The organism is Xanthomonas arboricola pv. populi (assembly GCF_002939945.1).
Lineage (GTDB): Bacteria > Pseudomonadota > Gammaproteobacteria > Xanthomonadales > Xanthomonadaceae > Xanthomonas > Xanthomonas arboricola_A.
This window is the reverse complement of the sequence record NZ_MDEB01000007.1, coordinates 251,763-265,185: the sequence shown is the minus strand read 5'-3', so window position 1 is coordinate 265,185 and position 13,423 is coordinate 251,763. Positions and strand designations below refer to the sequence as shown.

Here is a 13,423-nt window from a genome sequence, read left to right as displayed (position 1 = left end):
CTCAAGCATTACCCCTTTAAGAGATCCGGCCGCGCGTGGGAGGCGCACGGATCGGGCTCGGGTTCGTCCGGATGGCACTACCGGAGCGTGATCGACGATAACCATGGGGAAAAGGGATGAGGCACAGAGCTTTCAGCGCTTCACAGGCTTGGGTTTTCGAATGGATGGTGCAGCGATGTGCGAAGGGCACGCTGGTGGCAGTTGCAGCGGCAGTGGGTGCCTTCACCTGGGGCGTGGCGCCGGTGGCTAGCGCTCAGGAGACACTCGTGCAGCAGGGGCAGACACGCGATTTCGATGTGCCTGCCGGACCGCTCAGCAACGCCTTGCTGCGCTTCGGCACCCAGTCCGGCCTTCAATTCAACGTCGACAGTCGGTTGACCGACGGCAAGCGCACCGAGGGCCTGCGGGGCAGCTACTCCATCGAGGGGGGCCTGACCCGGTTGCTGACGGGAAGCGGCATGACCTTCCGGTTCGCCGGCCCGCGCACGGTGGTCATCGAGGAGATCCCAGACGCCGGCAGCACGCGCATGCTCGGCCCGCTGCGTGTGGAGGGCGATGGCAGCAGCCGGGCCATGGCTGGCATCAATGGAAGCACGGACGTGACCGCCACCGAGGGCAGCGGCAGCTACACCAGCGACGCGCTGGGCATCGCCAGCAAGATCCCGCTGTCGATCAAGGACACGCCGCAATCGGTCAGCGTGGTCACGCACGAGCGCATCGTCGAGCAGAACCTCACCGATTTCTCCGCGCTGATGGCCCAGAGCGCGGGCGTGAGCACCATCACCGGCAGCAACGGCCCGCTGGAGGCGGAGTTCTATTCGCGGGGCTTTCGCATCCAGCGCCTGCAGATCGATGGCGGCGCGCCGCTGGACATCGCCTCCACCACCAGCTTCGGCATGGTGCCGCAGTTGGACATGGCGCTGTACGACCATGCCGAGATCCTGCGCGGCGCCGATGGCCTGTTCAACGGGTACGGTGCGCCGGGCGGGGTGATCAGCCTGCTGCGCAAGCGCCCGCTCGACCATCGCCAGGTGGTCGTGGAAGCCCAGGCGGGAAGCTGGAGCAACTACCGCACGACGCTGGATGCGACCGGTCCGCTGGGGCTGGACGGAAAGCTGCGTGGACGCGGCATCCTCGTCTGGCAGGACCAGAACTACTTCTACGACATCGCACGCAACGAGAAGACGGTGGTCAACGGCGTGCTGGAGTACGACCTGACGCCGTCCACGCTGGTTAGCGTCGGCGCCAGCCGTACCTGGCAGGACGCACTGCCGTTCGCCGGCGGCCTGCCGCGCTACGTGGACGGCAGCGACCTGGGCCTGTCGCCAAAGACCTGCTTCTGCTTTCCCTGGAACAGCTACGAGTTCGACACCACCGAGCTCTATGGTCAGGTGGAACAGGCACTGGGCCAGCACTGGGGCCTGAAGTTGAACGTCACGCGGACCAAGCAGGAGCGGACCTGGACCTACGGCGTGGTCGGCGGCGCGGTCAATCCGGGGGTGCTGACGGGCCCGCAGATGGATCAGATCAAGGAGGACGGCGCCAGCAAGCAGATCGCTGCCGACCTCACGCTCAATGGCACCTTCAAGCTGTTCGGCCACGAGCAGCAACTGGTCGTCGGCGCCAACTACATGAAAGCCGATGGTGCCGGGTTGACCCGATACGTCCCCTTGGATTCCGACAGCGTCCCGGTCAACGTCTTCGGCTTCGATCCTTACGACCCGGCCTACGCGCAGGCCGGCGCGATGGCCGCGTATCAGCGCTATCCCACCTACCTGAGCCGCCAGACCGGCGCCTACGCCAACCTGCGCCTGACGTTCTGGGAGCCGCTGCACCTGAACATCGGCATGCGCTACAGCACCCTCGAGTCCCGGGAGGTGCTGGACAGCATCTGCCAGGATCCGTCGGGGTGCATGGACTGGCTCAGCGACGATATCTGGGCGTTCGGGCAGGTCTACGACACGTATCCTTTCGAGTACTCCACCAACAACATCAGCTGGCCTCCGAACGTTTCGCTGAGCTACGACGTGACCGACGACGTCACGGCCTACGTCGGCTACAGCGACATCTATGTCGAGCAGTCGCTGCTGCTGGGCCACGACGGCAAAACGGTCGATCCGATCACCGGCAGCAATATCGAGGCAGGCGTCAAGTGGGCAGCGCGCGATGGCCGGTTGAACGCGACGCTGGCAGCCTATCGTATCGAGCAGAAGGACTTCGCCTATCTGGACGGTGACCTGAGCACGCCCGACGGCGGTACCCATTTTTGCTGCTACATCACCAACACCGATCTCAAGCGGGTGAGCCGCGGCGTGGATATGGAAGTCAGTGGCGAGATCCTGCCTGGCTGGCAAGTCGCTGCCAGTTACACGCGCAACGAGAACGAGGAAACCGGCGAGCTCTCGACTCAGAACGGATTGCCGCTGCAGAGCCGGCTGCCCAAGCACCTGCTCAAGCTCTGGACCAGCTACCAGTTCCAGGGCGGCGGCTGGCTGGGCCGGCTCAACGTCGGCGGCGGCGTGAACGCGCAGAGCCGCGGCTACTACAGCGGGGTGGCATGCCTGGTGGTGGACCGGGTGACCGGGGCGTGCACGGGTGGAACTGCGGCGTTCGATTTCCAGCAGCCTGGCTACGCCGTGGTCTCCACGCGCGCGGCCTTGCAGCTCGACGAGCGTTGGACGGTCGCGCTCAACATCAACAACCTGTTCGACCGGACCTACTACCAGACGGTCAGCAATTCCTCGGGCGGCAACTGGTACGGCGAGCCCCGCAACTTCACCGTGTCCCTGCGCGGAAGCTTCTGACGCAGTTCCCCCTTAGGCCTGCCTTTCGCGCTTACCGAACGCAGGTCACTTTTCAACGATTGGCCCTGATGCGGCCGCGGAGTCCTATGCCGATGTCTCGTTGTTCCCTGCTGCTTGCCTGCTTTTTGTTTTTGTCCACTGACGCGGGTGCGACCACATCCGACAGCGTGCGTACTGCGCTGCCTCCAGGGGTGACCACGGGAGCCAGCGTTGAGGGCATCAGCGAGTACCACCTGGCCAACGGCCTAACGGTCCTGCTGTTTCCCGATGCCAGCGCTTCATCGACGCTGGTCAATGTCACCTATGCGGTGGGTGCGGCACATGAGAACTATGGCGAAAGCGGCATGGCACATCTGCTCGAGCACCTGCTGTTCAAGGGCACACCCACCGTCGCCAACATCGCTGCGGAATTCAAGCGCCGGGGCATCACCTTCAACGGCACCACCGGGCAGGACCGTACCAACTACTATGGCTGGTTCTCTGCCAACGAGCAGACGCTTGACTGGCTGTTGATGGCGGAAGCCGATCGCATGGTCAACGCCAACGTTGCGCGGGAGCAGCTGGATAGCGAGATGACCGTCGTCCGCAACGAGTTGGAGATCGGCGAGAACAAGCCCACGAGCCTGCTGCTGCAGCGCATGACCTCCCAGGCCTTCCTGTGGCACGCCTACGGCAAGAGCGTGATCGGCAACCGCGCCGACGTGGAGAACGTACCGATCGAGCGGCTGCAGGCCTTCTACCGCACCTGGTACCAGCCCGACACCGCCACCGTGATCGTGGCCGGCCGATTCGACCCGCAGCGCGTCCTTGCCACGGTGCAGCGCACCTTCGGTGCCGTGCCACGCCCGCTCCGGACACTGCCGGTCCGGTACACCGTCGAGCCGGCACAGGACGGCGAGCGCGAGATCACCGTCAGGCGGGTCGGGGAACTGCACCTGATCGCCCTGGGGTACCACATACCGGCAATGGCGCACCCCGACGCCGCAGCGCTCAGGGTGCTGACCAACATCATGGGCGCTGTGCCCGGTGGTCGTCTGCACAAGGCGCTGGTGGTTCCCAAGCTGGCGGTCAACAGCGAGAGCGCCGTGGACAGTTTCCTGGAGCCGGGACTGGCCGGCTTCTATGCCACGCCCATGCTCGGCAGCGACCCGGCACAGGTGGAGCGTGTGCTGCTCGACCAGGTCGAGGGGCTGGCGGCACATCCCTTCGAGGAGGAGGAAGTCGCAGCGGCGAAGCAGAGACTCGGCAACATGTACGATCGTGCCAGGGACAGCAACGTACTGGGCGTGGCGAACGCGCTTTCAGAGTCCATCGCCGCGGGCGACTGGAGGCTTGGATTCGTGTATCGCGATGCCATTGCCAAGGTCACCGTCGTCGATGTCAACCGAGTGGCCCGACAATACCTGGTACCGGCCAACCGCACCCTGGCGCGCTTCATCCCGAGCCCGCAACCCGAGCGCGTCGAGATCCCTGCCGCTCCCGACGTCGCGAGCCTTGTCTCGCGCTACAAGGGACGGCCTGCGGTGGCCGCCGGCGAGGTATTCGACAATTCTCCGGAGCATATCCAGGCCCGGACACGCACCATGACACTGGGCAAGGGGTTGAAGGTCGCGCTCCTGCCCAAGCAGTCCCGCGGCAATCGCGTTTCGGCCGAGCTGATGTTCCACTTCGGCGACGAACGGTCCATCGCCGGGCGCCAGGACGCTGCCAGCTTCGCCGGCAATCTGCTGATGCGCGGCACGCGCACGATGACCCGCGAGCAGATCTCCCAGCGCTTCGACGACCTGAAGGCGCGGGTTTCGGTGGTCGGTGCCGGCCAGATGGCGTACATCGGCATCGATACCGACCGTGACAACCTGCTGCCGGCACTGCGGCTGGCGGCGGAGATCCTGCGTACGCCGTCTTTCCCGGAGGATGAATTCGAGCAGATCCGTTCGCAATCGATCACCGGGATGGAGGATCGCAAGCGCGAGCCGGGTCAGATCGTCGACTATGCCATGCGCAAGTATTTCGATCCCTGGCCGTCCGGGCATCCGCGCGCTGTGCGCTCGCTGGATGACGAGCTGGCGGGCGTCAAATCGGTGAAGCTGGAGGACGTGCGGGCTTTCCATCGCGACTTCTATGGAACCGCCGACGGCGAGGTCGTCGTGGCAGGCGACTTCGACGAGGCGCAACTGCGAAGGGAACTCGATGCGCTATTCACCGGCTGGACCTCGCCCAGGCCGTTCGTTCGTACACGCGAACCGTATTTCCAGCCCGGCAAGGCCGTCCGCGAGATGTTCGAAACCCCGGACAAGGCCAACGCGGTGATCGTCTCGCGCAGCAATTTCCCGATCCAGGTCGACGATCCCGACCACCCGGCGCTGCTGGTCGCCGCCCGCGTCTTCGGCGGCGGCGCCAAGGCCTCGCGCCTGGGCGACCGCATCCGCGAGCAGGACGGCCTGAGCTACTACGTCGGCAGCGGGGTGATCGTCAGTCCGGAGGACGACAACGGCGTGTTCTACATGCAGGCCACTTCGGCCCCGGAAAACATGCGCCGGGTCGAGGGGGCGATGCACGAGGAGCTGCTTCGTTTCATCCGTGAGGGTGTGACCGAGCAGGAACTGGCCGACGCCAAGGCCGCCCTGCTGTCGTCCTACCTGGAGGCTCGCGCCACCGATGGCAGCATCGCCTCCGGGCTGCGCCTGAATCTCTACCTCGGCCGCACCATGCAATGGGACGCGGACTTCGAGCGCACCATCGCCGGGCTGACCGTCGAGCAGGTCAACGCTGCGATCGGGCGGCGCCTTCACCCCGAGACGATGAGTACGTTCGTGGCCGGCGACTTCGCGGGTGCGAAGCGACGCGTGGCCGGCGCAAAATAGCCGCGTGCGGCGTGCCTTCGAGCGGTGTGCGCCACGGTTTCCGGTGGCAGTCTGGCAGCATCGGCCGGGCGGGTCGGCTTGCCGCCGGTCGACCGGTGGACGTTCCGTCGCGATGGAGAGGGGCCCGCCCAGGTGGCCGAACCGCCCTGGGCCTCATTGGGCCCGCTTGAGTCGGGCCGGGGCCAGGGACCAGAGGAGCAGTGCGACCAGCGCCAGGGTGGCCCCCACCAGGCCGGTCGAGGCCCAGCCCAGCCCGGCCGAGACCGCCAGCCCCCCGCACCAGGGGCCCAGTGCGTTGGCGACGTTGAACGCGGCCTGGTTGGCGGCCGATGCCAGCCCCTGCGCGCCGCGCGCGACGTCGAGCAGATGGATCTGCAGGATCGGGACCAGGGTACCCATCGTGCCCACCAGTACGATTCCGGGGATGACCGAAAGCGGGGACCTGACTGCCAGGGCATAGATCAGCATGGCCGCGATCGCGCCTATCAGGCTCATCGTCACCGCGCGGCTGCCGTGTCTGTCGAACATCCAGCCGCCAAGCTGGGCGCCGATCATCGAGCCGGCACCGAAGGCGGCGATGCCGAACGGGATCCAATGGTCGGAAACCCCGGTGACTTGGAGCATCGTCGGCGCCATATAGCCGAAGACGCAGAACATCCCGGCGAATCCCACCGCACCGATGCACAGGGTCAGCCAGACCGCGGGCCTGTTGAAGTCGCGCATTTCCGCCAGCGCATCGGCCTGCGGCCGCTGCTGGCCGTCGCGCGGGAGCGCCCAGGCCAGCAGCGCAATCGTGATGAGCGCGCCGCCAGCGACCATGTAGAACGCATAGCGCCAACTCAGCGCCTGGCCGATGGCCACCGCCAGCGGGTTGCCGACGAGCAGCGCCAGGGTGATGCCCAGCATCACGCGCGCCACGGCGGCACCGCGCTGCTGGGGACGGCTGACGGAGGCTGCCACCAGCGCCGCCAGGCCGAAGAAGGCGCCGTGCGGAAGTCCGGAGACGAAGCGGAAGAACACCATCCAGCGATAGCTGGGCGAAAGGCCGCTGAGCAGGTTGGCCGCCGCATAGGCCGCCATGAGCACGATCAGCATCGTCTTGCGACTGACCCGGCCTGCGATCAGCGCCAGCGTCGGCGCACCGACGACAACGCCGAGGGCATAGATGCTGATCAGGTGGCCGACCGTCTGCTCGGCGATGCCGAACTCGCGCGCGACATTCGGCATCAGCCCCATGATGGCGAACTCGCTGATGCCGATCACGAAGCCGCCGACGGCAAGTGCGGAGATGATTGCCGCATATTTACCGTGGCCAGGGACGGCGGGATCGCCGTTTGTATTGGAAGTGGGAGCTGGAGGGAACTGCGATTGCAAGGGCAACGTCCTCACCGAAAAAGGGGGCGCAGGCGGCTAGACGCGACGCTCGTTGCGACGTGGCAGCACCCGTCCTTGGTGGTGCATTCACGTCCCGATAAAACTGTCGCGTTACCGCAGTTGCTTGATCAGGGGGGAGCTCATATCGCGGCGGAGGGGCGGCTTTCCTGTGCACCGACGCGGGCAGCCGCGAAAATGGGGCCCCGAAGCGAATTCCGGCTAGCAGGCACGTCGCCTGATAGCGGCGGTTGAACGCGGCTAACCTTCCAGGGGTCGGACGAGTTGCATCTGTGCCGTCAATCGAAGCGGTCAAAGCCTGCGAACGGCTTCATGTAGACGGCCCCGAAGGCATCCAGCCGCTTGCGGATCTCGGCGTCGGGCTCACCGTAGACGGTAAGACGGGCGAAGTGCACGTGCTCGACGAACGGCTGCGCGAATGGCGCGAAGGTGATGTCGACGTGCGGCACCACGGCCGCAGCATGATAACGCTCGACGATATGGGCCACCGTTCCATCGTCGCTGAAGCTGTACTCGTACAATAGCGTTCCCGGGTCGGCCTGGGTGGCGGCGACGGCTCTGCTGACGATGTCCTTAAAGCCTTCCAGCTTGCCAGGGAGGATGTTGAGTTCGAATACGCAGGTGATTTGGTTTTTCATGTTGATGGACCCAGCTGAGAGCCGTGCCAGGCACGCATGGTCACTGGCATAGCGAAAGCAAAATAAAGGAATAGAGCGACCAGGCGCGCCTATTTGGAGAATTCGGGCTCCCCGCCTTCGACCGGGATCGACAGCGGGGTGTCTTTCGTTCCCGCATAGGTCACGATGACCTCAGCGGGCGCTTCCTCGGTCAGTCCTCGATGGACGACACCAACGGCTTCGGGGAACGCTTGGCCTGCATTGATCCGGTACTTCTTGCCCGTGGCCTGATCCTCGATCAGCATGTGTCCAGAGACCACGTAGGCGGCATTCGGCACCACGTGCGTATGCCAGGGCAAGGTGGCATGCGCGGGAAACTTGATCCGCAATACGGTCAGTTGCGGGCGCCCTTGTGGATAGCTGGCATAAGGCGTGCCGGTGATGCCCTTATCCGATTGGATGAGCTGCTCCGACTGGGGTTTGGCGTTTTCCGCCATGGCCGACGGTGCGATGACCATGCTGACGGTGCCGAGCATCGCCAGCGATTTAAAAATTTTCACGGCAGCTCCCTGCTCTAATCAAAGTGTGCAGGTACGGTATGACCCGGTGGCCTGAAGATAAACAGCAGAGCCAACCCATGACTTGAAACGAAACGACTGCAATGCACCGCGCTAAAGCGTGCGCGCTCAGCCGAAAGCCTCTACTGCGAAGTCCAGGAAGCTGCGCAGCTTTGGTGTGATGCGCCTATCAGGCGCGTAGAGCACGTGGAGGGGGCGCGTAGGGACCCTGTAATCAGGCAGCAGTTCGATGAGCCGGCCGTCCATCAGCGCCTCGCGCACAAGCTCCAGCGGCTGCAGCAGGACGCCCAGCTCTGCCAGCGCTGCGCACAGTAACGGTTCGCCATGGTCGACCATGAGGCGGCTGGCAATAGGAATACTGACGTGACCATCAGGACCGTCGAAGGCCCAATGGGTACGCAGCTCGGTATGCGAAAAGCCGAGGCAATCGTGCTGTTGCAGATCCCACGGCGTTACCAATGGCGCATGTGACGCCAGGTAACCCGGCGACGCGCATAGCACTAGCCGATAAGGCGCCAGTTGGCGGGCGATCAAGCCGCTGTCGGACAGGGTGCCGACCCGGAACACGGCGTCGTATCCCTCGTCGATCAGGTCGACCGCACGGTTGCTGAGCGTCAGGTCCACCTCGACCTGCGGGTGCATCTTCATGTAATCGGGCAGGCGAGTCGCCAGCGTACGCATGCCGAAACTGACCGGTGCATTGATGCGCAGCTTGCCGATCGGCAGCGCCCGGGTCTCTGCGGCCAGATTTTCGGCGGCATCCACCTCGGCAAGGATGATGCGCGCGCGTTCGTAGAACGTGCGGCCAAAGTCGGTGAGGCTTTGACGACGGGTGGTTCGCGACAGCAGGCGCACGCCCAGGCGCGATTCCAGCCCCTGCACATGCTTGCCTACCAGTTGCGACGACATCTGCAGGGACGCACCGGCCGCGCTGAACGAGCCCAAGTCCACGGCTTTGACGAAGACAGCAAGACTGGTCAGGCGATCCATTGGAAAAAAAAAGTTTCAAATGATGGTGCATCTTAGTCATTTATCGCGTTGTCGGTCAGGGTCACGATAGCGCTCCACATTTGTCGGAGGCCGTATGAAGTACGCCGTCATTGGAACCGGCAGCATCGGAACCGCCTACGCCCATGTCATGGCCGACGCCGGATTGGAGCTGGTCATTGGTGACCGCCAGCCAGAAATGGCTGCAGCGCTCGCCAGGCGGATCGGTCGTGAGAGCGAGGGGGGTGGCATCGCCGCAGCGGTGAAAATTGCCGATCTGGTGCTGCTTGCGCTGCCATATCCGGCGACCATCGCGGCGCTTGCCAATCTCGGCGACTTGGCCGGCAAGGTCCTCGTTGATCTCTGCAACCCGATCAGCGCGGACTGCCAGGATCTGCTGATCGGCTTGACCGACTCGGCGGCTGAGGTGTTGCAGGTGGCCAAGCCACGGGCCTTCGTAGTCAAGGCCTTCAACACGATAGTCGCGCAGTTGGTTCCTGTACCGGCGCGCTGTAGCAGGAAGCTGCAGGTCTTCGTCGCCGCCGACAATCCCGGCGCCAGGGCGGAGGTTCAGCACCTGGCGTCGCTGCTGGGATTTGTCCCTGTCGACGCCGGCGGGCTGAGCAACAGCCGGCTGCTGGAGTCGATAGGGCTGCTGAACGTTCAGCTTGGACATGTTCTGGGTGGCGGGACGGGCTCCGCCCCGGTGTGGACCAGCGCCTGGCCAATTCCTCGATCTTATTCATCAACTCGCATAGAGGTATCACCCCCATGAATCGACCGCTACTCGCAGGTGTCTGCGCAACAGTGCTCGCCTTTGCATGCGGCAGCGCGCCCGCCGCGCCGGCATTGCAGGTCCTTGGCAAGGACTACACGTTCCCGAACCAGCTCGACGGCATACCGCACAAGCTGTCCGATTTCCCCGGCCTGCAGATCAACGACTTCACAACATCCGATGGCGTCAGAATCAATTATTGGGAGGCGGGCAGCGGCAAGCCGCTGATATTCATTCCCGGTTGGTCTGCGAATGGTGCCGAATACATCAACCTGATGTACCTGCTGAGCAAGCATTACCATGTCTACGTGATCGACCCGCGCAACCAGGGGCTTTCGCAACGGGCGGAGTATGGTGGCCGGATCTCCCGCTTCGCGATGGACCTCAAGGAGTTGTCCGACCACCTGCACTTGAAGAAAGCGGATTACGCCGGCTGGTCGATGGGTGCTTCTGTGCTGTGGAGTTACATCGATCTATTTGGTACCGGCAGCATCCGCAAGGCCGTGTTCGTCGACGAGCCGATTTCGATCTATTCGCATGCCGACTGGTCCGAGCAGCAGCGCCTTGATGCCGGTGGCACCACTACCGACCCGGAGCGCATGGTGGCGGGCTTCACCACCGGTGCGCCGCTCAACAGCCTGGTCACCGACCTGCGCCCCTGGGAGCGCGCGATGGCCAAGGATTCGCCGTATTACGTCAATTCCGAGGCGTTTTCCGCCGCCTTCATCAAGAATGATCCGCAGGCGATCAGCAGGGTGCTGTTCGACCACGTCACCAACGACTGGCGTGACGTGATCCAGCACAAGATCGATGTGCCGGTGGCAATCTTCTCAGGCGAATACAGCAACAATCTGCCGAGCCAGCGCTGGATGCATGGCGTCATCCCGGGTTCGGAGCTGTTCGTCTATACCAAGGAAGAGCAGGGCGACCACTTCTTGATGTTCAAGAATCCCATCAAGTTCACTCAGGATCTGAGTGATTTCCTGGATCGCTGACATCCCCGGCCGGGCACGCCGCGGTGGCGCGACCGGCCAGTAGAGTGCAGACGGGCGCCGACTGGGTGCGCCATCTGCAGATCCTTCCACCCAGTCAAAAGGAGTCATGTCATGCCCGTTGCACGTATCACCTGGTTTGAAGGCAAGGACCACAAGGCCAAGGCCGCTGTCGCTGCCGATGTCACAGAAAGCATCGTCAAGCACACCGGTACCGATCCGAAGTACATCTACGTGATCTTCGAAGACGTCAAGCCGTCCGACTGGGCGGGCGAGGGCAAGCTGTTCGGCGGCGAGCCCGGCTGATCGGTTCCGGCCCCGCCATGGTGCGGGGATCGGCGTTGGGGCGCCCGGTGCATCAAGCGCCGGGCATTCCCCTGTCAAGCTCCACGGGCACCGGGTGGCCACAGCTGGAAAGGAACTGCGTCAGCACGGTTTTCAGCGCGTCCATTTCCGCCGACTGATCGTCGTCGCGGTGGCACAGCACGCGCTGCAGTGGCGCTCCAGAGTACGTCCGGCTGGTTGCCATCGCCGGGGCGGCGTTGCTGGTGCTGCTGATCCACCGGCAAACCATCCATGGAAAGCCGAACGCCGAGGCATGAGGCGCGGCGGCGACCTCGATCACGGCGGCTACGCGTCCGTGTACATTCTTTGCGACATCCGGATCGTAGACCTTTGACCATGGCCACCCGCCACCACATCGCCGATGTCGACCCCGCCCTGGTGAAGGCACTGGAAGATGCCGGCCCGGACGAGGGCGCGGTGCTGTTACGGATCGGAGCGGCAACCAGCGAATTGCTGGTCGGCTGCCAGGGGCGTATCGAGGCCAGGCTGCTGCAGGTTGGTGTCCAGATGCTGGTTGACGGCTGCTTCAACGGAACGTTTCCGAACGCGGCGGCACTGGAAGTGGCGATCGCCACCGTCGAGGACGAGATCATGAAGGACTGGGGGCTGCCGGCCCTGGCCGACCACCTGTTGTATGCCGATGAAGCGCTTTTTGAGGTGGTGCTGGCGTCCGGGTTCCGGGCGGAGGCGGGCCGGATCGAACTGGATCTGCAGGCCGTGGAAGGGTTGTTCGGACGCCTGGCCGCCGTCAGCTACGGCAGTACCGCCCGCCAGCAGGGCCTGCCACACGACGCCGATTTTGCGGCAAGGCTATTGATCCTGCGCGAGATCCTTCACCACATGCGGTTCATCGGCGTTGCGCTGCTCCGCTAACCGGCGTTACACGCCACCTCGTCCCGCCGCTATGCCGACCGCTGTGGGCGCGGAGGGTCCGTTGACGCCGCCGGACATCTTAGGTGCCGGTGTCCGCCGTAGGGGGAGCTTCACGTTTTTCCAGCGACGGCAATGTGGCAACCGCGGCGTGCAGCTCGTCGAACACTGCGCGGATCCGCGCCGGCACCGGCCCACGCTGGGGGCGGTAGACATACAACCCCCAGGCCGCCGGCTCCACGTCCCGCAAGACCCGTACCAGCCGGCCCTCGGCGATGTAGGGGACGGCCATGTAATCGGCGAGCTGGCCAAAGGCGATGCCGGCCAGCACGGCGCCCATTTCCATATCCGCGTCATCGGCAGTGAAGGCCGGGGAGGTCGGGCTCCACTGTCGCCCAGCCTTGAAGTACCAAGGCCACGGACGCCCGGTGTTGATGTCCAGCGAGGCGGTGATGGGCAACGCGCCCAGCGCATCGATATCGGCCGGTTCGCCGAGGTGCGCGAGCAGCTCCGGTGCTGCCACCGTGTACAGCGACATGTTAGCGGCCTGGCGCGCGACGAAGCGGCTGTCGTGCATGAAGCCGACCCGCACGCCCACATCGATGCCCTCGTCGACCGCATCGCTGATTCGGTCCGAAAGCCGCACATCCAGGGTGATCGCGGGGTGGCGCCGGGCGACGCGCTGCAGCGCCGGCAGCACTGCCCGCGTGCCGAGGCTGTGCGGTGCGCTGACCCGGACGATGCCGGTGACCGCTTCGTCACGGTCGGGGCGGCTTGGCTGCCAGAGCTGCTCGAACTGATCGAGGGTCGGCCGGATCCGCTTCAGCAGCGCTTCGCCGAACGCGGTGATCCGCACCTGGCGCGTACTGCGGTGGAACAGTACTTCGTCATAGTGCTTCTCCAGGACCTTGATGGCCCGAGTCACGCCCTGCGGCGAGGAGCCCAGCCGGACCGCCGCATCGCGGAAGCTGGTCGACTCAGCGGCGCTGCGGAAGATGCGCAGCAGTTCGAGCTCATTTTGCATGGGCGGACCGGGGAGTGGTTCTAAGGAGTTCCATTTTGTGGAATTTTGAAATCTAGTTAATTCCATATGCGAGCACTTTCCGATTACGGATACTGGCACCCGTTCCGATCGCCCCCATGTCGTCAGCCCACGCGCCCGCGACGGACGCTTCAACGACGTCGATCCAGACACTCTG

The 13,423-nt window shown here is 64.5% G+C and carries 12 protein-coding genes; 6 read left to right on the top strand and 6 right to left on the bottom strand.

Translation table 11 applies throughout. From position 1 onward, the window contains the following. The first annotated feature begins 167 nt into the window (after positions 1–167). Both XaplCFBP3123_RS17945 and XaplCFBP3123_RS17940 read left to right on the top strand, forming a co-directional pair. Positions 168–2,804: a TonB-dependent siderophore receptor gene (locus XaplCFBP3123_RS17945; RefSeq protein ID WP_172453349.1), complete on the top strand. Its 2,637-nt coding sequence runs from the start codon at positions 168–170 to the stop codon at positions 2,802–2,804. A gap of 92 nt (positions 2,805–2,896) precedes the next feature. Further along, positions 2,897–5,668, top strand: coding sequence for a M16 family metallopeptidase (locus XaplCFBP3123_RS17940; protein WP_172453348.1), 2,772 nt, complete (start codon positions 2,897–2,899; stop codon positions 5,666–5,668). 153 nt (positions 5,669–5,821) lie between these two features. On the opposite strand, the gene XaplCFBP3123_RS17935 is transcribed toward XaplCFBP3123_RS17940, so the two are convergent. From XaplCFBP3123_RS17935 to XaplCFBP3123_RS17920, 4 genes are all read right to left on the bottom strand, one after another. After that, positions 5,822–7,042 carry an MFS transporter gene (locus XaplCFBP3123_RS17935; RefSeq protein ID WP_253254243.1) on the bottom strand — a complete coding sequence of 407 codons (1,221 nt, stop codon included), beginning with the start codon at positions 7,040–7,042 and terminating at the stop codon, positions 5,822–5,824. A 296-nt stretch (positions 7,043–7,338) separates the two neighbouring features. Then, positions 7,339–7,698, bottom strand: coding sequence for a putative quinol monooxygenase (locus XaplCFBP3123_RS17930; protein ID WP_104535239.1), 360 nt, complete (start codon positions 7,696–7,698; stop codon positions 7,339–7,341). A gap of 89 nt (positions 7,699–7,787) precedes the next feature. Further along, positions 7,788–8,237 (bottom strand): cupin domain-containing protein, encoded by a 450-nt coding sequence (locus tag XaplCFBP3123_RS17925; RefSeq protein ID WP_253254242.1) that lies wholly within the window; start codon positions 8,235–8,237, stop codon positions 7,788–7,790. Between the two features lie 126 nt (positions 8,238–8,363). After that, the gene (locus XaplCFBP3123_RS17920; RefSeq protein WP_104535237.1) at positions 8,364–9,245 is read right to left on the bottom strand and encodes a LysR family transcriptional regulator; all 882 of its coding nucleotides are present in this window, start codon (positions 9,243–9,245) and stop codon (positions 8,364–8,366) included. Positions 9,246–9,339: 94 nt separating this feature from the next. Between XaplCFBP3123_RS17920 and XaplCFBP3123_RS17915 the strand changes: the two genes are divergently transcribed. The 3 genes from XaplCFBP3123_RS17915 (at position 9,340) to XaplCFBP3123_RS17905 (ending at position 11,315) form a co-directional block, all read left to right on the top strand. Further along, a complete protein-coding gene (locus tag XaplCFBP3123_RS17915) occupies positions 9,340–10,017 on the top strand; it encodes an NADPH-dependent F420 reductase (protein WP_104535236.1) in 678 nt (225 codons plus the stop codon). Continuing rightward, positions 9,951–11,012: an alpha/beta fold hydrolase gene (locus XaplCFBP3123_RS17910; RefSeq protein ID WP_253254241.1), complete on the top strand. Its 1,062-nt coding sequence runs from the start codon at positions 9,951–9,953 to the stop codon at positions 11,010–11,012. The genes XaplCFBP3123_RS17915 and XaplCFBP3123_RS17910 overlap by 67 nt, the downstream gene beginning before the upstream one ends. A gap of 111 nt (positions 11,013–11,123) precedes the next feature. Further along, a complete protein-coding gene (locus XaplCFBP3123_RS17905) occupies positions 11,124–11,315 on the top strand; it encodes a tautomerase family protein (protein ID WP_016901156.1) in 192 nt (63 codons plus the stop codon). Between the two features lie 52 nt (positions 11,316–11,367). Here XaplCFBP3123_RS17905 and XaplCFBP3123_RS17900 read toward each other — a convergent pair whose 3' ends face one another. Then, entirely contained in the window at positions 11,368–11,634 is a 267-nt protein-coding gene (locus XaplCFBP3123_RS17900; RefSeq protein ID WP_146091379.1) for a hypothetical protein, read from the bottom strand. A 50-nt stretch (positions 11,635–11,684) separates the two neighbouring features. Here XaplCFBP3123_RS17900 and XaplCFBP3123_RS17895 point away from each other — a divergent pair, with 50 nt between their 5' ends. Beyond that, positions 11,685–12,227, top strand: coding sequence for a hypothetical protein (locus tag XaplCFBP3123_RS17895; RefSeq protein ID WP_146091378.1), 543 nt, complete (start codon positions 11,685–11,687; stop codon positions 12,225–12,227). 79 nt (positions 12,228–12,306) lie between these two features. On the opposite strand, the gene XaplCFBP3123_RS17890 is transcribed toward XaplCFBP3123_RS17895, so the two are convergent. Continuing rightward, the gene (locus XaplCFBP3123_RS17890) at positions 12,307–13,248 is read right to left on the bottom strand and encodes a LysR family transcriptional regulator (protein ID WP_104535232.1); all 942 of its coding nucleotides are present in this window, start codon (positions 13,246–13,248) and stop codon (positions 12,307–12,309) included. Positions 13,249–13,423: the final 175 nt, after the last annotated feature.